Annotated in this window: 22 protein-coding genes and 1 tRNA gene; 3 read left to right on the top strand and 20 right to left on the bottom strand. The window is 42.9% G+C overall.

Going from position 1 to position 20,224, the window contains the following annotated elements; translation table 11 throughout:
* Positions 1-24: 24 nt before the first annotated feature.
* Positions 25-2,001, bottom strand: coding sequence for a peptide ABC transporter substrate-binding protein (locus DB729_RS06990; RefSeq protein ID WP_109289884.1), 1,977 nt, complete (start codon positions 1,999-2,001; stop codon positions 25-27).
* 306 nt (positions 2,002-2,307) lie between these two features.
* On the opposite strand from DB729_RS06990, the gene DB729_RS06995 reads away from it, so the two are divergent.
* Positions 2,308-2,378, top strand: a tRNA-Cys gene (locus tag DB729_RS06995).
* A 134-nt stretch (positions 2,379-2,512) separates the two neighbouring features.
* Here DB729_RS06995 and DB729_RS07000 read toward each other — a convergent pair.
* From DB729_RS07000 to DB729_RS07050, 11 genes are all read right to left on the bottom strand, one after another.
* Positions 2,513-3,844, bottom strand: a complete 1,332-nt coding sequence (locus DB729_RS07000; protein ID WP_109289885.1) for a hemolysin family protein — start codon at positions 3,842-3,844, stop codon at positions 2,513-2,515.
* Positions 3,845-3,979: 135 nt separating this feature from the next.
* The gene (locus DB729_RS07005; protein ID WP_045616474.1) at positions 3,980-4,804 is read right to left on the bottom strand and encodes a DNA/RNA non-specific endonuclease; all 825 of its coding nucleotides are present in this window, start codon (positions 4,802-4,804) and stop codon (positions 3,980-3,982) included.
* Between the two features lie 40 nt (positions 4,805-4,844).
* Complete coding sequence (locus DB729_RS07010) at positions 4,845-5,039, bottom strand: DNA-directed RNA polymerase subunit beta (RefSeq protein WP_000739701.1); 195 nt, start codon at positions 5,037-5,039, stop codon at positions 4,845-4,847.
* Positions 5,026-6,309 (bottom strand): UDP-N-acetylglucosamine 1-carboxyvinyltransferase, encoded by a 1,284-nt coding sequence (murA, locus tag DB729_RS07015; protein WP_084852082.1) that lies wholly within the window; start codon positions 6,307-6,309, stop codon positions 5,026-5,028. The genes DB729_RS07010 and murA overlap by 14 nt, the downstream gene beginning before the upstream one ends.
* 23 nt (positions 6,310-6,332) lie before the next feature.
* Complete coding sequence (locus DB729_RS07020) at positions 6,333-6,563, bottom strand: DUF1146 family protein (RefSeq protein ID WP_080619411.1); 231 nt, start codon at positions 6,561-6,563, stop codon at positions 6,333-6,335.
* Between the two features lie 55 nt (positions 6,564-6,618).
* The gene (locus DB729_RS07025; protein ID WP_096753361.1) at positions 6,619-7,656 is read right to left on the bottom strand and encodes a SepM family pheromone-processing serine protease; all 1,038 of its coding nucleotides are present in this window, start codon (positions 7,654-7,656) and stop codon (positions 6,619-6,621) included.
* Positions 7,640-8,128, bottom strand: coding sequence for a pantetheine-phosphate adenylyltransferase (coaD, locus tag DB729_RS07030; RefSeq protein ID WP_109289886.1), 489 nt, complete (start codon positions 8,126-8,128; stop codon positions 7,640-7,642). The genes DB729_RS07025 and coaD overlap by 17 nt, the downstream gene beginning before the upstream one ends.
* Entirely contained in the window at positions 8,118-8,657 is a 540-nt protein-coding gene (gene rsmD, locus DB729_RS07035; RefSeq protein WP_109289887.1) for a 16S rRNA (guanine(966)-N(2))-methyltransferase RsmD, read from the bottom strand. Before rsmD ends, coaD begins: the two co-directional genes overlap by 11 nt.
* A 64-nt stretch (positions 8,658-8,721) precedes the next feature.
* Positions 8,722-9,714: an aspartate--ammonia ligase gene (gene asnA, locus DB729_RS07040; protein WP_109289888.1), complete on the bottom strand. Its 993-nt coding sequence runs from the start codon at positions 9,712-9,714 to the stop codon at positions 8,722-8,724.
* Between the two features lie 109 nt (positions 9,715-9,823).
* Positions 9,824-10,507, bottom strand: coding sequence for a Bax inhibitor-1/YccA family protein (locus DB729_RS07045; protein ID WP_084932852.1), 684 nt, complete (start codon positions 10,505-10,507; stop codon positions 9,824-9,826).
* A 54-nt stretch (positions 10,508-10,561) separates the two neighbouring features.
* Entirely contained in the window at positions 10,562-11,302 is a 741-nt protein-coding gene (locus DB729_RS07050) for a TrmH family RNA methyltransferase (RefSeq protein ID WP_084852076.1), read from the bottom strand.
* A 33-nt stretch (positions 11,303-11,335) separates the two neighbouring features.
* On the opposite strand from DB729_RS07050, the gene DB729_RS07055 reads away from it, so the two are divergent.
* On the top strand, positions 11,336-11,614 hold the full coding sequence (locus DB729_RS07055) for an acylphosphatase (protein ID WP_001174619.1): 279 nt from the start codon (positions 11,336-11,338) through the stop codon (positions 11,612-11,614).
* A gap of 77 nt (positions 11,615-11,691) precedes the next feature.
* Positions 11,692-12,621 carry a membrane protein insertase YidC gene (yidC, locus tag DB729_RS07060; RefSeq protein WP_109289904.1) on the top strand — a complete coding sequence of 310 codons (930 nt, stop codon included), beginning with the start codon at positions 11,692-11,694 and terminating at the stop codon, positions 12,619-12,621.
* A 71-nt stretch (positions 12,622-12,692) separates the two neighbouring features.
* Here yidC and pflA read toward each other — a convergent pair whose 3' ends face one another.
* From pflA to rsgA, 8 genes are all read right to left on the bottom strand, one after another.
* Positions 12,693-13,487, bottom strand: coding sequence for a pyruvate formate-lyase-activating protein (gene pflA / locus DB729_RS07065; RefSeq protein WP_001288284.1), 795 nt, complete (start codon positions 13,485-13,487; stop codon positions 12,693-12,695).
* A 121-nt stretch (positions 13,488-13,608) separates the two neighbouring features.
* The gene (locus tag DB729_RS07070; RefSeq protein ID WP_109289889.1) at positions 13,609-14,865 is read right to left on the bottom strand and encodes a diaminopimelate decarboxylase; all 1,257 of its coding nucleotides are present in this window, start codon (positions 14,863-14,865) and stop codon (positions 13,609-13,611) included.
* A 66-nt stretch (positions 14,866-14,931) separates the two neighbouring features.
* A complete protein-coding gene (gene purR / locus DB729_RS07075) occupies positions 14,932-15,759 on the bottom strand; it encodes a pur operon repressor (RefSeq protein WP_109289890.1) in 828 nt (275 codons plus the stop codon).
* A gap of 104 nt (positions 15,760-15,863) precedes the next feature.
* Positions 15,864-16,805: a 3'-5' exoribonuclease YhaM family protein gene (locus DB729_RS07080; protein WP_109289891.1), complete on the bottom strand. Its 942-nt coding sequence runs from the start codon at positions 16,803-16,805 to the stop codon at positions 15,864-15,866.
* Positions 16,795-18,051, bottom strand: a complete 1,257-nt coding sequence (locus DB729_RS07085; RefSeq protein WP_000450907.1) for a DNA recombination protein RmuC — start codon at positions 18,049-18,051, stop codon at positions 16,795-16,797. The genes DB729_RS07080 and DB729_RS07085 overlap by 11 nt, the downstream gene beginning before the upstream one ends.
* Position 18,052: 1 nt before the next feature.
* The gene (locus DB729_RS07090) at positions 18,053-18,715 is read right to left on the bottom strand and encodes a thiamine diphosphokinase (protein ID WP_109289892.1); all 663 of its coding nucleotides are present in this window, start codon (positions 18,713-18,715) and stop codon (positions 18,053-18,055) included.
* The gene (gene rpe / locus DB729_RS07095; RefSeq protein WP_109289893.1) at positions 18,678-19,334 is read right to left on the bottom strand and encodes a ribulose-phosphate 3-epimerase; all 657 of its coding nucleotides are present in this window, start codon (positions 19,332-19,334) and stop codon (positions 18,678-18,680) included. Before rpe ends, DB729_RS07090 begins: the two co-directional genes overlap by 38 nt.
* Positions 19,335-19,344: 10 nt before the next feature.
* Positions 19,345-20,223, bottom strand: a complete 879-nt coding sequence (gene rsgA / locus DB729_RS07100; RefSeq protein WP_033585496.1) for a ribosome small subunit-dependent GTPase A — start codon at positions 20,221-20,223, stop codon at positions 19,345-19,347.
* Between the last annotated feature and the right edge of the window lies 1 nt (position 20,224).

Here is a 20,224-nt window from a genome sequence, read left to right on the forward strand (position 1 = left end):
AGAGAAAGTTCTCTTGAGAGTTATTTATTTAACGTGATTCGTCAATTCTTTTTGAACTTTTTCGTTTGATTCTTTTTTCTCTTTGAGCCATTTCTCACGAGCTTGTTCGTAATCAGCTTTCGTTACAACCTTGTCTTGCAACTGAATATACTTGAAGTATACATCTGAGCTCTTATCTCCAGACTGGCTGTATGATGCAGAGAATGGTACAACACGAGAAATGAATGGTGCAGCACCACTTGATGACATAGCTGGCAAGAAGAGTGAGCTATCTGTCAACCAAGCTTGAGCAGCCGCGTATTTTTCATAACGAACATTCAAATCGCTTGTTTCTTTAGCAGCTTCATCAACTAGCTTATCGTATTCTTTCAAACCAACTTGAGCAGCCGCAGCGTTATCTGCACCTTCGTAACCCATATATGTTTTTGTTTGTTCAGCATTCGTTGTTTTTAAGATATCAAGGTAAGTTGATGGATCTTCGTAGTCTGGGTTCCACCCAACTGCTCCTGAGAGATCCCAATCTTCTGCCGCAGCGCTTGCAGCATAGTAAGTGATATTGTTCAACTCATCTTTAGAAACTTGTTGGATATCAATGATTACATTGCCTTCGCCAAGTACTGTTTCAACTGATTGTTTGAAAGATTGGATACGTGCGATATAGTTTTTAGATGTTTGGTCTACTGGAATATCCAAGTGGATAGGGAATTTCACACCTTCTGCTTCCAATGCAGTTTTAGCTTTGGTAAATTCGGCTTTGGCTTTATCGGCGTTGAAGAGTCCATCTTGACCATCCGCAAAGTTTACATTCTTCCACTCATCACCATAAGTAGCCATCTTTTCAGTTACCAAGTCACCGAAAGTTTTTTCACCTGCAGAGACAAAACCTGGTTTCACAAAGAGGTTACGAACTGCAAGAGGAGCACCTTCTTTACCATTGATTTGTGCTGAGTAAGAAGTACGGTCAAAGGCAAAGTTCAAAGCCTGACGGAAATCCTTGTTAAGAAGAGCTTTCTTAGTAGAAGTCTTCTCTTCATCAGTTGTCTTAGAAGTGTATTTGTAACCTTGACGGTCAATATTCACACCCAAACCAGCAATCCCTGGTCCTGATGGAGTGTAGAAGATGTTATCCTTATAGCTTTCTGCTACTTTAGAATAGTTTGAACTTGTTGGGAAAAGGCGAGCATAGCTGTATGCTCCACTTGTAAAGTTACGTTCAATGGACTCTTGGTCTGACCCATCATAGAAAGCAAGGGTAACTTTATCAAGGTGAACATTATCCTTATCCCAGTACTGCTCATTCTTAGCAAATTCGATAGAAGATTTAGTAGTCAAACCTTTTAGCAAGAACGGACCATTATAAAGCAAGGACGTAGGATCTGTTGCTTTGGCAAAATCTGATCCTTTTGATTTTTCAAAATCTTCGTTCAATGGCCAGAAGATTGAATAAGCCATCTTAGAGTTCCAATATGGTTCTGGTTGGTTCAAGGTATACTCAAGAGTATAATCATCAACTGCCTTCACACCTACCGTAGAAAAGTCTTTTGAATTTCCAGACAAATAATCAGACAATCCTTTAACAGAAGTTTCTGCTAGATATAGAGCTTCGGATTTCTTATCTGCTGCGTGTTTCAAACCATTTACGAAATCTTTAGCTGTTACTTCAGCGTACTCTTCTCCATCAGATGTCATCCATTTAACACCTTTACGGATTTTGTAAGTATAAGTCAAACCATCTTTTGAGACTGACCAGTCTTCTGCAACTGCGGGAGTCAAATTCCCATATTTGTCATTTGTGAAGAGACCATCAATACCGTTTGAAGTGGCAACCTTAGTACTTTGTTTACCTGAAATGAGGTAATCCAACGTTTCTGGGTCAGCTGAATAGATATAACCATAATTTTTTGGCGCCGTTGAATCAGATGATTTAGAACTGCAGGCAGCTAGTACGCCAGTCGCTAATAAGGCAACCCCTGCTACAACCAATACTCTGCTTTTTTTCATGTATATAACTCCTCTTGAAAAATTTAGGCTTATTGGAAATTATAACATATATCTTCTAAAAAGTAAACGAATTTTCAGAATATTTAGGCGTATATCTACAAAAAACTTCTCTTTGTCAGAATTTCCCCATTCTTTATTTGTATTTATAAGAAAAGAAAATTAATTTGTCTAGCTCTGTAAGCTTCATTTTTACAAGTTGCTTTTCCCTTTTTTCTTCACATGACATAATCTATCTTCTTAAATTGGATTTTAGAATAAGAAACTATTGACGGGAAATGATTTTCAAGGTATAATAATAAACGTTGAGGCGGTATAGCCAAGTGGTAAGGCACGGCTCTGCAAAAGCTTGATCGTCGGTTCAAATCCGTCTACCGCCTTTCAGTACCTGAATTAACAGGAATTATCCGAATAAAAAAGCCCGTAAAATCGGGCTTTTTTGTTATTCCAAATAGATAGGGATAACTGTATCTACCATATAGATTTACAAAAAGCAGCGACTCAAGTCACTGCTTTATTCTGTTTCTTCTTCAGTCTCTATTTCAGTGATTTGGACTTTTACCTTGGTAACACGTCCGTTTTTCACCTTGTCATTGGTTAGGATGATTTGTTTGTTTTGGCTGACCAATTCATAACTGAGTTTTTCAGTCGTTGGAATCATTCCCACACCCGTCAAATAATAACCGGCGATGGTATCCACATCATCGCTTTCTAGTTCGACACCAAAGTAGTTATTGAAGTCGTTAAGATTCATGGTTCCCTGTGCAATATAGGTGTCCTCACCGATTTGATGGACTTCAATTTCAGCCTTGTCAGTCTCATCATCAATCTCACCAACAATTTCTTCTAAGAGGTCTTCCAGAGTTACCAAACCAGCCATTCCACCATATTCATCTAGTAAGATGGCCATTTGATTTTGGGTATTTCGAAGTTCTTTAAGAAGATCGTCCACAAAGATAGTCTCAGGAACAAACAGTGGCGTTTGGAGAATTCGTTTCCAGACAATATTGTCAAAGCCATCCACAAAAGCGGCATTCAACAAGCGCTTGGTGTGGATCAAACCAATAACATTATCCTTATCCCCATCATAAACAGGGATACGTGAGAAATTTTGCTTTAAAATACTCTCGATAATCGTTTGACTGTCATCCTGAATATCCACCATAAAGGCATCTGTTCGAGGCACCATTACCTCACGAGCCATTAGTTCATCTAAAGAAAAGACTCCCTGTAGCATTTCAATCTCATCTGCATCCAGCGTTTCTTCACTATTGGTAAGCATATACTCAATTTCATCACGTGTCATCTTTTCATCAGCATCATCAAAGGTCATTGGCGTCACACGGCTCAATAGATTCGTTGAGGCTGACAAAAGCCAAACAAAGGGACTGACAATTTTCCCCAAACCAATAATGACTGGTGCTGTTCGGATAGCCAAGGTATCTTTCAGATTTAGAGCAATTCTCTTGGGATAGAGTTCCCCAAAAACAATGGAAATATAGGTCAAAAACGCTAAAGATAGAAAACTTGCAATAGCGGAAGCTGTTTCACTGTTCCCTATCCAAGATGCAATTTCGCGTCCTAGAGTCTCCGCTAAACTGGCCCCAGACAAAATGGTAATTAACGTGATACCAACTTGAATCGTTGATAAAAAGTGGTTAGGATTTTCAAGTACCTTTAACAAACGGATGTAACGTTTGTCTCCCTCTTCTGCCTTTTGTTCTACTCGGGAACGGTTTAGTGACACCATTGCCATCTCAGTGGCTGAGAAAAAAGCATTTAACAAGGTCAAGATAAATAATAATACAAACTGTAGCAACAAATGCTGACTGCTCGGGTCTTCCATAGTCCTTCTCCTAAAATAGTATCTTGTGTTCCATTATATCATAAAATCGATCAGGATTCACATTATTTTTCATTTAAAGAACAACTCCCCTGCCTCTAGAAGACAAAGGAGCTGTTTTTATTATATCTATTGTTTCTAATCTGTCACTGTTACTTGACCCGTTTGGTAATCAAGCTGGATTCCCTTTTGAACATTGGGGATTAGGACATTGAATTCCAATTCGCCATCTGAAGACTTGGCTTCGATTTGTGAAGCCGATGGAACTAGGTCCTCATTTGTCGCATAGTGGAGCGTCACCCGATAACGGATCCTCTTGTTTTGGTCCAAGGCTTTTCTGACCAAACTCTCATAGTAGTTCTGACCTGTCGAATCTTCAGCCTGTGCTTGGTTTGCCCAAGCTGTCTGGACTGCAATGTTCTTGGGATTGCTAGTAGAGGCATCAAAACCATCCAGACCTCCTATCAAGGCATAGCCCAGCAGGTGTCCTCTATCAACTGCATGTGTATAGGCTCCCTTTAGATTCTTGACCTGATGCCATCCTGGTGGCGTCCAAGAGGTTGAGCCATTTCCAGTCTCTTCACGATTCTTATACTGCCGAGTCGCTTTGGATAAGATGGCATTGGCAACAGTTGGAACTGTTTCTTTTCCCACTGTCTTTGTTTTATTATCCGCATAGGGTTTGCTGGAAACCTTGGCATCTAGATTGGTTTTATTGCCATTGACAATGAAGGCCCCTGCTCCATTCCACTCGAGCCCCCCCTTAATTTGATTTTTGATTGACTCGGTTAAGACACTTTCTGCCAACTCCTGACTAGGAGCTTCTGAAGCTTGTTTTTTCTGACTAACCTTTGTTCTAGGGGAGTTTGGCGCTGTCTGCATCTGCTTGATGTAGTAGCTTCCAGCAGCCAATAGCAAGAATAGAAGTAATCCTATCAGAGCTTGTCTTGTTTTTTTGTCCATTTTTCTCCTTATTTCTTTAGAAAAAGACTGGTCTCCCAGTCTAATTTCCTGTAAATTTGCTAATCAATTCCTGCCACTTTGCTGGAGACAAGATAGCCCATGGATCCTGTCCCTTTCCTAGGATGCCATAGCCTACCATCAAGCCGATTCCTAAAGCCAGAAAGCCTAGCAATAGTACGATAAAAATCAACAGTAAACGACGGAGTACATAGCGTAAGTTTTTATTCTTCTTCATCATTTGCCTCGATTCGCTGAATCTTCGCTCCTAGCTGAGCCAACTTCTCATGGAAGCGGTAGTAACCTCTATCAAGGTGGACTAATTTACCGACAACTGTTTCTCCTTGCGCCACCAAACCTGTCAAAATTAAAGCCGCACTAGCGCGAAGGTCCGTTGATAGAACTTCTGCCCCTTGCAAAGCCTGTCCCCCAACAATACGAGCTGTATCACGGATAATCTCTGAATGCAAGCCCATACGGCGCATTTCTTCCAAGTGTTGGAAGCGATTTTCAAACACCGTTTCCACCATGGTGGATTCCCCTTTTGCGACTGTCATCAGAGCTGTAAATTGTGCCTGCATATCTGTTGGGAATCCTGGATGTGGTAAGGTTTTTACATGAACAGCCTTGAGATTTTCAAGTTGAGAACGAACACGGATACCTTCTGACTCCTCTGTCACTTCAACACCCATCTCAAGTAGTTTTGAAATCAAGGGACGATTGTGCTCCCATACTGCATCACGAACGAGAACATCCCCACCAGTCATAGCTGCTGCTACCATAAAGGTTCCAGCTTCAATACGGTCCTGTACTACAGTATGAGTCGTACCATGGAGGTTCTCGACACCAGTCACTGTGATTGTTTCGGTACCAGCTCCCTTGACCTTGGCTCCCATTTCATTAAGGAAGATAGCGAGGTCAACAATTTCTGGCTCACGCGCAGCATTTTCAATGACTGTCACACCATCAGCTAAAGTTGCTGCCATCATCAAGTTTTGTGTTGCGCCGACACTAGGGAAGTCCATGTAGATATGAGCGCCATGCAAGTGGTCTGCCTTGGCTTCGATGTAACCAGCTGTCTGAGTGATTTTAGCCCCCATAGCTTCCAAACCTTTGAGGTGGAGGTCGATCGGACGACTCCCGATAGTGCATCCCCCTGGCATGGATACCTTGGCATGACCTACACGAGCAAGGATTGGTCCCAAGACAACGATGGATGCTCGCATCTTGCTGACATATTTATAAGGAGCTTCCTCCGTGATATCACCAGTCGCATCAACCTCGACAACATGAGCTTCCTCATCAAAGTCCACCTTGGCATTCAGACCACGAACTACTTGATTCATGGTGAACACATCTGACAAGATTGGGACATTTTGTAAGACGGTCTTACCCTTGCTTGCTAGAATAGTCGCTGCCAACAAGGGCAAGACTGCGTTCTTTGCTCCCTCGATTGTCACACTCCCAACCAGACGATTATCTCCGCCTTGAACCACAATTTTTTCCATAGTTATTTCCTTTACTTTTGATTTTATAATAGTCCTCTAAGTGCTTCTTGCCACAGTTGGTACAAACTGATAAAGAATGAACTCAAGATGTAGCCCATCACAATACTAAAGAAGCCGACCAACAAACGAACCTTTTTTGTGTTAGTAGCGTTCACTTTTAAAACCTTCTCCCATCTAACAAGATCCTTCAAAAGGTAAAAACTCAAATAAATAAAGAGTATATGACTACTTAGAGTGAATAATAATTGAACCATTTGACTATTATACCATCTTATCCGCTTGCGCGCTAGTTTTCTATTTTTCTACGAATTAGGGATTGTTTTTAAGGTAATCAATCGCATCCTGCAAGGTTTTAACCGGAACGATTTTCATCTCTGTTTTGATCGTTTTAGCAGCTTCTAGGGCTGTTTCATAGTTGCTTTTCGCATTGGGATCTGCTTTTTTTGCTTCCTCAGTGACTGGATTGTCAGGAGCAAAAAAGATGTTGGCTCCCTGGCGAGAGGCTGCAACTACTTTTTTGTCAATTCCACCAATGTCACCAACATTCCCATCACGATCAATAGTTCCCGTTCCCGCAACGATGCGGCCATTACGAAGTCCTGGATCTGCTATCTGGGTGTAGATAGCGAGGCTAAACATGAGACCTGCACTTGGCCCACCGATACCAGCTGTGGAGAAGCGAATTGGAACATCACTGGTTACTTCCGTACGGTCAATCAAACCAATCCCAATCCCGTTTTTTCCGTTTTCGAGAGTGATAATTTTACCTTCAGCAGACTTTACTTTTCCGTCTTCTTCATAGGTTACCTTGACCGTATCCCCTAATTGTTGAGAATTGACATAGTCGACCAAGTCTTTTGAACTGTCAAACGTTTTGTCATTAACAGCCGTCACGGTATCTGCAATGTTCAGAATGCCCTTAAAAGTTGAATTGTCCGTCACGGTCAAGACATAGACACCCAGGTACTTGAGTTCGATATCCTTTCCAGCCGTCTTCAGTCCTTGATACTTGGCCATGTTTTGGGATGTTTGCATGTAGAACTGATTGATCCGCATAAACTCCGCATCAGTAGAGCCACCCGTAGTCTCCTTGGCACTTCTAATATCCGTGAAAGGTGTTAACCAAGCATAGACAAGATGCGATAGAGTTGCATGCCGAATACCGACTGTTACAAACTGGTAAGCTCCTGCTTCTGTATCTTCTGTTTCATTGACTTTTAAAACTTGACGAATATCTTCCGCTCCACCTGGAACTTCTATGTAGTAGGGTAAAGGTACTACAAAGGCTAAAAAAGTCACTACTAGTGCTAGGATGACATATAAGGGCCATCTAGTTTTTTTCTTCATGTTCTAATTCCTCCACAACACTGTTTGGTACATATTGCTGAATCTCCTGACCAAACTTCAGAAGTTCTCTCATGGCTGAAGAGCTAATATAAAGATGCTCTGAGCGACTATATAGGTAAATGGTTTCGATTTCTGGAGCCAGTTGATGATTGTAGTAATCAAAACTAGACTCGTATTGCAAGTCGGTGGCATTCCGCAAGCCACGGACAAGGGTCTTAGCACCCAATCTTCTTGCAACATCGACGACTAGTTGGTCATGAGAAGCCAGCACCTCTACATTATCTAAATGCGCTACCGCTTTTTCGACTGCCCGTTTGCGGTTTTCAACAGGGAGAAAACCTTGTTTGTGGGGATTGTAGAACACCCCAACATAGAGCTTATCAAAGAGTTTGCTGGCACGTTCAATGATATCCAGATGTCCATTTGTCATCGGATCAAATGATCCTGTAAATAATCCAATTTTATCTGACATAGACTGTCACCTTACTAATCCCATATATTTTTTCCTTCCAGATGCCTAAGCAGGCGATTTCTTCTGGAAGTTCTACAGACTTATCGGTTTCGCAGACGACCATGACTTCTTGGGAGAAGAGATTTCTTTCTGCCATTTTTTCGATATCTGCAACGATTTGTTCCTTGGCATAGGGAGGGTCTAAAAAGACCAAGTCAAAGGGACCATTCACATGCTCCAAGGCTCGTTCAGCCTCCATCTTGAGGAATTGAAATTTTCCAACTTCCTTGGTCATCTGGATATTTGCAGCGATGATAGCTTGGGCTCTTCTATCCCGTTCCACTAGGACAGCATGGGACATCCCACGCGAGACTGCCTCAATAGATAAGCCGCCACTGCCAGCATAGAGATCCAATACACGACCACCATCAAAATAGGGACCTATCATGTTAAAGATAGCTCCACGCACCTTATCCGATGTCGGCCTCGTCGTCTTTCCTTCTAGCGTCTTGAGAGGACGCCCTCCGTAGATTCCTGATACGATTTTCATACCGTTTATTATACCAAATTATAGGCAAAAAGAGAAAGAAAACCGAACCTTGCGGTTCGATTCTCTACAAGATATTTTCGTAAGTATCGCGGACTTCTTGAGGCCAAACACTAGTCTGAACTTCTCCAATGTGTTTCTTGCGAAGTAAGAACATGGCCATCCGAGACTGTCCGATACCCCCACCGATTGTCAGTGGGAAAAGACCGTTAAGCAGGGCTTTATGCCATTCCAGCTCAAGCCGATCTTCGTCTCCTGTAAGAGCCACCTGGCGACGAAGTGTATCCTCATCTACCCGAATCCCCATTGAGGAAAGTTCAAAGGCACAACCAAGAGATTCGTTCCAAACTAGAATATCCCCATTCAACCATTTGTAGCCATTTTCAGACTCTGTTGTCCAGTCATCATAGTCAGGTGCACGGCCGTCATGAGGTTTGCCATCAGGCAACTCGCCACCAATACCAATCAAGAAGACAGCACCAAACTCTTTACAGATCGCATTTTCACGCTCTTTCGGTGTTAGGTCTGGATAGCGTTCCACCAACTCTTCTGTATGGATGAAGGTGATTTGCTTTGGCAAGATGGATTCGATATCGTAGCGGGCTTCTACGGCTAGCTCTGTTAGACGAATAGCCTTGTAAATCTTCTCAACGGTTTCTTTGAGATAGGCGATATTGCGTTGACCATTTGGGATAACCTTCTCCCAGTCCCACTGGTCCACATAAACAGAGTGAGTCGCATCAAGCGAATCTTCGTCTGGACGAAGGGCCTTCATATGGACAAAAAGACCTTCACCCTCACCGAAACCAAACCGAGCCAAGGTGTGGCGCTTCCATTTGGCTAGTGAGTGGACGACTTCATAAGTTTCATCTGGAATCTGCAAGACCTTTACGGATACTGGATGTTCGACACCGGACAAGTTGTCCTGCATCCCATCACCAACCTTGCTCAAGATGGGACCTTGAACTTCAACAACTTCTAACTTATCTTTCAAATACTGGGTAAAGGTGTTTTTGACAAAGGAAATTTCTTCTTGTTGATGAATAAAACTTTTCTTCATAAACAGCTCCTCAAAAATTAGTTAAAAGCATTATACACCTATTTCCAAGAAAAGAAAAGAGTAAATGAGAAAAAGTCAGTGCTCTTTCGAACACTGACTCCGTCATTCATTAATCGTTTCGACCAAAGATTCGTAAGATGCTAAGGAAGAGGTTGATAAAGTCTAAGTAGATGCTGAGTGCCATTGAGATGACCCAACCTGTCGCTACTTGTCCTCGTGACTGCTCATAAACATAGCGAATCTTTTGGTTGTCCCAAGCAATCAAACCTGAGAAAACCAAAACCATAGCAATACTAATCATGTAGTCAAAAAAGCTATTAGCTAAAAATAGATTCACAACCATGGCAATGATGAGGCCGACAAGCGCCGCCATCAAAGCTCGTCCCATGCCACTCAAATCTTTCTTGGTGAAAATTCCGATTACCGCCATGACAAAGAAGAGAAGGGCACTAGATACAAAGGCTGATAAGACGGTCCCAGGTGTATAGAAGGCTACGACAAAACTAAGCGTAAATCCATTTAAAACAGAATAAACTAAAAATACTGGGAGAGCTGCTGGGCTGTTCTTCGCAGCCATGCTACTTGCAACAAAGACTAGAGCAAGTTCTGCAAAAGTTGCAATCATCAACCAGAGACGACCATGCATTAAAAAGTAAATCAACTGGGACTGAAAAACTGTCAACATCAAAGCTGACACGAGAGCTGATAGACCAATCCCAAGTCCTACAAAGGCATAAACCTTGGCGTAAAATTGATTGAGACCTGAACGTTCTTGAATAATTGTTTGATTCATTCTGATTCTCCTTTTTCTATAAATATGTCTTGATTATAACAAAGATTTTATAAATCAGCTAAAATAAAACATCAATATACCTGCGGCAACTGCCACGTTGAGACTTTCTGCTCGACCTTTCATGCCAATATGAACCAGTTGATCAGCACTCTCAGCCATGACAGAACTAATCCCCTGCCCTTCATTTCCCATGACTAAAACAAAGTTCTCTAGTGAAAAAAGTTCACGATAATCCTTTGACTCTCTCGATAAGGTCGTTGCCAGAATGGGCAAATTGCTCTTCTTTGCCTCTTCTACAAAGGTGGCAAGAGGCAGACGATAGATGGGCAAGTGAAAATGACTTCCTTGCATGGAACGCAGGGTCTTGAGACTGTAGATATCTGCTGACTTGTCTGAAACAATAACCCCTGTAAAACCTGCCGCATCCGCCGTCCGAATCATGGTGCCCACATTCCCTGGATCTTGGACATCTTCTAAAAATAGAAACTTACCCTGACGAAAATCAGGCAGTCCTATTTCCTCTTTTTGAATCACTGCAACAATCCCTTGAGGAGTTTGCGTATCTGCCAAATCCAGCAAAATCTCCTCTGAAACCCAGATAGTTTGAGGAAAAGCGACTAGCTGATCTCGGTAACTTTCTAAAGCAAAAATCTTCTCAATCGTTACTCCTGCTTGAACAGCTTCTTCAAACAAGTGCCATCCTTCAATCAAATAAGCAGACTTTCGATATTTTTTTTGATGTAATTTCTTGGCATTTTTTACCACAGAATTGGCTTTTGAGGTTATAATAGTCATAGAAATATTATAACACAATCAAAGGGGTTTAGTATGCAAAAGGTTAGAATGATTGCCCAAGGTAGGGTGCAGGGTGTTGGTTTTCGCTGGGGTGTTTATACTTTAGCTCTTGAAATCGGTGGCATCACTGGTCGTGTCTGGAATAACGACGATGGCACAGTGGAAATTCTTGCTCAGGCAGACTCCTCTGCCACTATGGCAAAATTTATCCAAGAAATCCGAAAAGGTCCGACACCTTTTTCAAAAGTTACCTATCTAGATGTACAAATGAGCAACTTTTCATCCTATCCAGACTTCAAAGTCGCAAATTAGGTCTCTAGAACTATTGTATATTTTACAAAAAAACAGTAGAATAGAAAGGTATAATTTTTAAAGAAGGAATGAAAACATTGAAATCTATTAAACGTTTTGCCCTCTCTGCTATGGGAGTGGCTATGCTACTCGTCTTGTCAGGCTGTGTCCAAGTAGACAAAGCAACAGGACAACCTACTGGTTTTATCTGGAACACTATCGGATCGCCTATGGCAGAGGCTATCAAGTACTTCGCTACTGATAAAGGTCTAGGCTTTGGTGTGGCTATCATTATCGTAACCATTATCGTGCGCTTGATTATCTTGCCACTTGGTATCTACCAATCATGGAAGGCAACGCTTCACTCTGAAAAGATGAATGCCCTCAAACATGTCCTTGAACCACATCAAACACGCCTTAAAGAGGCAACAACTCAGGAAGAAAAACTAGAAGCACAACAGGCTCTCTTTGCTGCACAAAAAGAAAACGGCATCAGCATGTTCGGTGGTGTAGGATGCTTCCCTATCCTCATTCAGATGCCTTTCTTCTCTGCTATCTACTTTGCAGCCCAGTATACTGATGGAGTATCTAGCTCTACCTTCTTGGGTATCAATCTCGGTTCCCCAAGTATGATCCTTGTCGCCTTCGCTGGTATCCTCTACTATCTCCAATCACTCCTTTCACTTCACGGAGTAGAAGATGAGATGCAAAGAGATCAACTCAAGAAAATGATTTACATGAGCCCACTCATGATTGTCGTCTTCTCCCTCTTCGCACCAGCCAGTGTGACACTTTACTGGGTTGTCGGTGGTTTCATGATGATTCTCCAACAGTTCATCGTTAACTATGTTGTTCGTCCAAAACTTCGTCAAAAAGTACGTGAAGAATTTGCCAAAAATCCACCAAAAGCAAGTTCAGCATCAACTACAGGCTTGCGAAAAGATATCACTCCTAACCAAGCAACTGCAATTACGACTACTAAGAAACATAAAAAACGTAATGCTGGTAAACAACATTCTAGAAAATAAGGTAACGGCTTAGCTGAAAGGCTAAGCCTTTTTTGCATTACAAAAGCCTGATGTTCCCATCAGGCTTCTTTTTATCCATGTACACGCTTCATATAGTCTTGATAGCTTTCTGTGTCCATGAGTTTTTTGGCATTCTTGACACGATCTGCTGTTGGTGGTTTTACCCCTTCAAGTGAGTATGGAATTCCAAGTTCACGCCACTTGAATTCTCCCATAGTGTGATAAGGTAGGATTTCAAACTTATCAACGTTTTTGAGGGTTTTGACGAATTTACCGAGTTCAATCAAGTCCTCATCCCTGTCTGTCAAGCCTGGAACCAGCACATGGCGAATCCACACAGGCTTCCCAATATCTGATAGATATTTTGCACAGGCCAAGATGTTTTTATTGGTTTGGCTGGTAACAATCCTGTGTTGTTCATCGTTGATTTCCTTGATATCCAGGAGAACCAAATCTGTCACAGCCATGAGTTTATTAAACTTTTCGAGATAACGTGGTTTATTACGGAACGGAAGGGCACAAGTATCCAAGGTACAGTGGATTCCTTTTTCCTTGGCCTTGGTAAAAAGGGCAATCAAGAAATCAATCTGTAAGAGGGCTTCTCCTCCACTGACAGTGATTCCTCCCTTGTCTCCCCAGAAACCACGGTAGCGAAGGGCTTCTGACAAAACATCGTCTACTGTCCGTCTTCGTGATTTATTGGTCTCCATAGCCCATGTATCGGGGTTATGGCAGTACTGGCAACGCATCTGACAGCCCTGCAAAAAGACAATAAACCGAATCCCAGGGCCATCTACCGCCCCAAAACTCTCTGTCGAATGCACCATTCCTGTCACTTGTCCATAGTCAATTGTTTCTTCAGACATATCGTCACCTTCCTTGAAACCGTTTTATAGTTTTATTATATCACGAGTAAGGTGAAAAACAAGGTTTTTTTGTCTATTTTTTAGAAAGCAATCTGTTTTTCACTTTCATTTTCAATTTCTTTTAATGATCCGGTTCAAAATCAAAACCATACAAGGTTGCAAAATAGTCCTCAGGGCGCTCTGCACGGCGGATTTGGCGGGCTTTTCCTTCTTCGGTATAGAGGATTTCTGCCGAGCGTAGTTTGGCATTGTACTGATAACCCATGGAGAATCCATGTGCACCTGTATCATGAATCACTAGCAAATCGCCGATTTCTGTATGAGGCAGTTCGCGATTAATGGCAAATTTATCATTGTTTTCACAGAGTGAACCAACCACATCTACCACCTCAACTGGGCCATCTGGATGGGTCAGATTAGTGATATGGTGGTAGGCCCTATACATGGCTGGGCGCATGAGGTTGACTGCTGATGCATCCACGCCCAGATAGGTACGATAGGTTTTTTTCTTATGAGTGACTCTTGTGACCAAAGCTCCGTGAGGGGCTAACATAAAACGGCCTAATTCTGTGAAAATCTTAACCTGACCAAGACCTGCTGGCGTAAGGACTTCCTCATAAACCTTACGAACTCCCTCACCAATCACAGCAATGTCATTTGGCTCCTGGTCTGGACGGTAATTGACACCAATACCGCCAGAAAGATTGATAAAGTCTAGCGAAATGCACAACTTTTCCTTGATTTCAACGGCTAATTCAAAAAGCTGACGCGCCAACTCTGGGTAGTAGAGATGGGTGACAGTATTGGATGCTAGGAAAGAGTGAATCCCAAATGTCTTGGCTCCTTTTTCCTTTAAAACTGCAAAGGCTTCAAAAAGCTGGTCCTTGGTCATGCCAAACTTGGCTTCTCCAGGATTGTCCATGATATCTGTTCCTAGCTCAAAAACGCCACCAGGATTGTAACGACAAGAGATGATTTCTGGAATACCTGCTGCTCGCTCCAGATGTTCAATATCTTCAAAAGCATCCAAGTTAATGGTCACACCTAATTCACGCGCATAGGCATACTCTTGGTCTGGGGTATTGTTTGAAGAGAACATGATTTCAGAACCGGGGAAATCCAGTTTATGGCTCATCAAAAGTTCCACATAACTAGAACAGTCCACACCACAACCTTCCTCTTGGAGGATTTTCAAGATGGCTGGTGTTGGAGTGGCCTTGACGGCAAAATATTCCTTAAAGCCCTTGTTCCAGGAAAAGGCCTGGTTGACTGCTCTTGCTTTTTCACGAATCCCCTTCTCATCATACAAGTGGAAGGGAGTCGGGAACTCTGCAACAATTGTTTCCAAATCTTCACGGCTGATAAATGGTGTTTTCATAAGCATCCTTCTATTCTGTTTGCAAAGAAAGGCTGGGACAATCGTTCCAACCTTTAGTTCTATCTCTTATTTGTCTTCGTCAAAGATATTTCCAATCTCAACATCGATGGATTGGTTCTTAACATCAATATTAGTAACCTTCAAGAGCGACTTGTAATCGAACTGCTTTTCACGTTCTTCTTGGGCATTATCTGCAAAGACTGCGACACCAGCTAGTTCAGAATCGAACTCACGCAAGAGACTGATCATCCCGTTGACAGTTCCGCCGCCTTTCAAGAAGTCATCCACAATCAAGACACGACTGCCTGCCTTGAGGCTACGTTTTGAAAGGAACATTTTCTCAATTCGGTCACCGCTTGAACCTGAAACATAGTTGACGCTGACCGTTGAACCTTCGGTAATTTTCAAGTCACGGCGCACAATGACAAATGGAACATTGAGGACATTGGCAACTGCATTTGCAAGCGGAACCCCTTTAGTTGCTACTGTCATAACGGCATCGATTTTTTGGTTCATAAAGCTCTTGGCAATGATGCGCCCAATATTTTTCAAAATAGCAGGTGTACTGAGCAAATCAGACAGGTAGATGTAGCCACCTGGCAAGATACGGTCACTTTCTGAAAGTTTGTCACGCAAGTCTGCGATCATTTCTTTGGCTTCATGACTCGAGATTGATGGTGTAAAGATAACGCCACCACCTGCTCCAGTCACAGTCTGAATATGACCGATTTCAATTTCCTCAAAGGCACGCTTGATAATCACGATGTCCTCTGAAATCGATGATTTGGCAGATTCGTACTTTTCTGCAAAGGTATTGAGACTTGTTAGTTTGTATGGATTATTAATCAAATAGTTGGAAATGACAACCATCCGATCACTTCTTCTTAATTTCATTTTTATTTACCATTCCATTTAATTTTGATATTTTATCCATTATACCATATTCACATAAAAAAACGAACATTATTGCGTAAAAAATGCTCGTTTTTCTTAAATTATTAATCTAAATCTGGTTTATAGAAGGAACGATTGTCCATAGCGAAGATTTTATTGGTCATCTCTCCTTTGTCCACCAAAGCTAGAGCTGTTGACATCATCATCATGCTGGCATCTAGATTGTCAATCATATGGATAATCTCTGCCTCCATGATACGTGGACGAACCGGGCTTCCATACTCCAGTAAGCCATGATGACTGAGGATGACATGGCGCAGTAGCACCACTTCTTCCCTAGTATCATCGATGCCGAGTTCCATGACTGTCTTGGTAATTTCACTATCGATCAGGGCGATATGCCCAAGGAGATTGCCTCGCACTGTGTACTCCGTCTGGTCTGGTCCCGTCAACTCAATGACTTTGGCCAAATCATGCAGCATAATCCCAGCATAGAGCAGGCTCTTATTGAGCTGAGGATAGATGTCACTAATGGCATCTGCCAAGCGCACCATGGTTGCTGTATGATAGGCCAAACCCGTCTCAAAGGCATGGTGGTTGGTCTTGGCAGCTGGATAGGAGTAGAATTCCTTATCATACTTGGTGTAGAGACTACGAACGATACGCTGCCAGACAGGATTTTCAATCTTGAAAATCATTTGTGACATGTAGTCACGAATCTCCTTGACATCAACCGGCGATTTGACCTTGAAGTCAGCTGGATCGTTGGGTTCCCCAGGCTGAGGCAATCGAAGAGTAATTTGATTGACTTGAGGAGTATTATTATAGACTTCTCTGCGTCCCTGCATGTGGACTACTTTCCCAGCGGTAAAGGCCTCAACGTTATGAGGTTGGGCATCCCAGAGTTTCCCTTCAATCTCGCCACTATCGTCTTGGAAGGTAAAGGCTAGGTAGTTTTTCCCAGCACGCGTCTGTCTCAGGTCAGCTGACCTAATCAGGTAAAAACCTTCAAACAGCTCATCTTTTTTCATGTGACTAATCTTCATATTCTTCCTCATCTTCTTGGAAATGGAGTAGATCAAGCGCAGGCTCACCTTCTGATAATTCAATGTGACGGAGCGTCCGCTCGATAGCTGTGGTACGACGGTTTAATAATTCATCAATATTACCAGAGGCATGTTGGAGATGTTTTTGTGCCTTGACCAGAATGCCTCCGAACTTGCCAAACTCGGTCTTGACGCTGGCAAGAGTCTTGCTGATATGGTCAGCACTCTTTTGGATATTGAGAGTCTTGAAGCCAACTGATAGAGAGTTAAGCAGGGCTGATAAGGTACTTGGACCTGCGACAATAATCTGCTCCTCCCGTCTCAAATCATCAAAGAAGACCGGATTGCGAACAATTTCTGAGTAGAGACCCTCCGTCGGAACAAACAAAACTCCAAAATTTGTCGTCCGAGGTGGCGCTAGATACTTGCTCTTGATATCCTTGGCAAAGCGCTTGACGCTAGCTAGGAGTGACTTGCGACAACGTTCGATTTCGTCCTTATCGCCTGCTTCATAGGCTTCTTCTAAGCGGTAATAATCCGCCAGTGGAAACTTGGAGTCAATCGGCAAATAGACATATTCCTGGTCGCCTTGTCCAGGTAACTTGATAGCATACTCCACTCGCTCGCTAGAGTTTTCAACCGTTGCGTATTCTCGTTCATACTGGGCAGGAGTCATAATGTCTTCGATGATTTGCCCCAGTTGCAATTCTCCTAGAATCCCTCGTGTCTTGGTCCCAGAGAGAACCTTGTTAAGGGCACCGACATCGCGGGCAACTGTCTGCATCTCTCCCAAACCTCGATTGACCGACTCCAGTTGCTTGGAAACTGTCTCAAAGGAAGCCTGCAAGCGTGTCTGCAAGGTTTTTTCTAACTTTTCCTCAACCGTTTGACGCATTTGTTCTAGGCGTTGCTCATTTGATTCCTGCAAAGCTTGGAGACGTTGGTCGGTCTTGTCTCTGGTTTGCAAGAGATTATCTGTCATTTCTTGACGGACTTGAGTCAAGCCTTGATGCAATTCCATTCGTACTTCCTGCAAGCGGTCACTAACAGCCACTTCCAAGTCTTTTTGATCTAGCTGGCTAGCTTGTCTGGCTTGTTCAAAGCGATAATCCAGTTGATCTGAAAGATTGTCTGCCTGATCCTCCAAGCTCTTGGCTAGGTACTTGTCTTGCTTATCCTGCCTTTGCCAAATAAGAAAGAGGCCAGCTAGGTTGGCAATTAATAATAGTAGTAATACAGTCTCCATCCTACCTCCTGTCCTTGCTATGCAGCACGACTACATAGCCATCTGGGCAAGTCACCGAAACTTCCCTATCTATATATTCGTTAGAAGCGTACACTTTTTTAAAGAAAAAATTCTCCTCTGTCAACTCGTACTTAGCACCGAGAATAGTCAGCTGGCTATCCCGAACTGGCATAAAGGCTAGATAGTCATAGTCTGAACGCGGTTCAAGCTGACTGGTTCCTTCTGGACAATAGCTAATCACATTTTGCCCATCCTCAATCTCTATCTGGCGCATATAGGGTGCCAACTTGGGATTGCTAGGCAGAAAGACATTGGCCAACATATGGTCAATACGGCCACCCAAAGCACCGAAAATAGTGACCTGAGCCTGAGGATTTTGCTCAAAGACGGTTAAGAGAGCCAATTCCAGATCCGTATCATCCTTTTCTGGCTGGGCTTGAACAAAATGCTGGGCACTTTTTTGAATCACCTGTCGCTCTTCTGCAGTGACAGAATCAAAATCTCCAACTGCTAGAGCAAGAGGCAAGTCTTCTTCCAAGACCCAGAGCGATCCTCGATCCGCACCGACAAAGCAATCAAAATCCGTCCGATAATGACCTCGGTCTCCGCCTGCAAAAACGGCAACCCTAGTCCAGTTGTTTTCTGAGCGTTTGCACTCGTTCATTGACATCTCCCTTAAAGACATAGGATCCTGCTACAAAAACGGTCGCACCAGCTTCTTTAGCCTGAGAAATGGTTTGATCATCAATCCCACCATCCACTTCGATCTCAAAGTTCAAACCTTTTTCCTCACGAAGGGCAACCAACTCGCGAATCTTATCCATGGTTTCAGGTAGAAAGGCTTGCCCGCCGAAGCCAGGGTTAACCGTCATGACGAGGACTTGGTCCACTAGGTGAAGTACGTGTTTGATAGCCTCGACAGGTGTCCCAGGATTGATGACAACCGAAGGTTTAACACCAAGCAAACGAATCTTTTGAAGAGCTCCATGGATATGAGACGTTGCTTCTACATGGATACTGATGATGTCTGCACCTGCACGCACAAAATCTTCTAGATGATGCTCAGGATTTGATACCATCAAGTGGCAGTCAAAGACCATCTTGCTATGGGGGCGAAGAGCTTCGACCACACCTGCACCAAAACTGATTTGTGGCACAAAGTGACCATCCATGATATCGATATGGGCATACTCTGCCCCAGTTGCTTCTAGGCGTTTGATTTCACGTTCAAAGTTGGCATAATCTGCTGCCAGAATTGACGGAGCAATCTTGTATTGAGACATAGGTTTCTCCTTATTTTGGAATTTTTTTGCTGACTTTTTTATAGGTTTCTCTGCGATTTTCAATTTCACTGAGGAATTGCAGGTAGTTGTCAAAACGGAAGGTCGCAATAGCGCCTTCTTCTACAGCCGGCTTAATCGCACAGGACGGTTCATGGGTATGAGTACAAGTACGGAACTTGCAGTCTCGACTGACACTAGCAATCTCTGGAAAGGCCTGATTGAGGTCTTCAGCCGTTGACACTTCATAATCCAGTGATGAAAAGCCTGGTGTGTCCGCGATTTTACCCCCATTGAGGTTGTAAAAACTAACAGCTCGAGTGGTATGACGACCGCGACCTAGACTGTCTGAGATTTCTCCTGTTTCAAGATTGAGGTCTGGGGCGATTTTATTGAGGAGGGTTGATTTTCCCACACCTGTCTGCCCCATAAAGACCGTCACTTTTCCTGTCAATAAGGGCAGGAGTTCCTCCTTACTGGTCACAAAGTCATAACCAATGTCACGATAGGTTTGTTGATAAAAACTTAATTCTTCCCTATCTTCCAGCAAATCCATTTTAGAAATATAAACGATGGGGTGGATACCCTTGTGCTCCAGAAGAACCAAGAAACGATCCAGCAAATTGCTGTTGAAGTCCGGCTCCTTGACCGACATGATAACCACGGCTTGGTCAATATTGACAATAGGCGGACGGACGAGACTGTTTTTCCGTTCATGAATCTTGAGGATATAACCTTCGGAATTTTCCTCTGCAGAAAAATCTACCCAATCCCCAACATAGGGCGTGTGGCCTTTTTTGCGGAAATTTCCACGCGCACGTGTCTGATAGACTTGGCCATCACTCTCGACATAATAGAATCCTGCCAAGGCTTTAATGATTTGTCCCTGCATC

This window comes from Streptococcus halitosis (genome assembly GCF_003143695.2).
GTDB lineage: Bacteria > Bacillota > Bacilli > Lactobacillales > Streptococcaceae > Streptococcus > Streptococcus halitosis.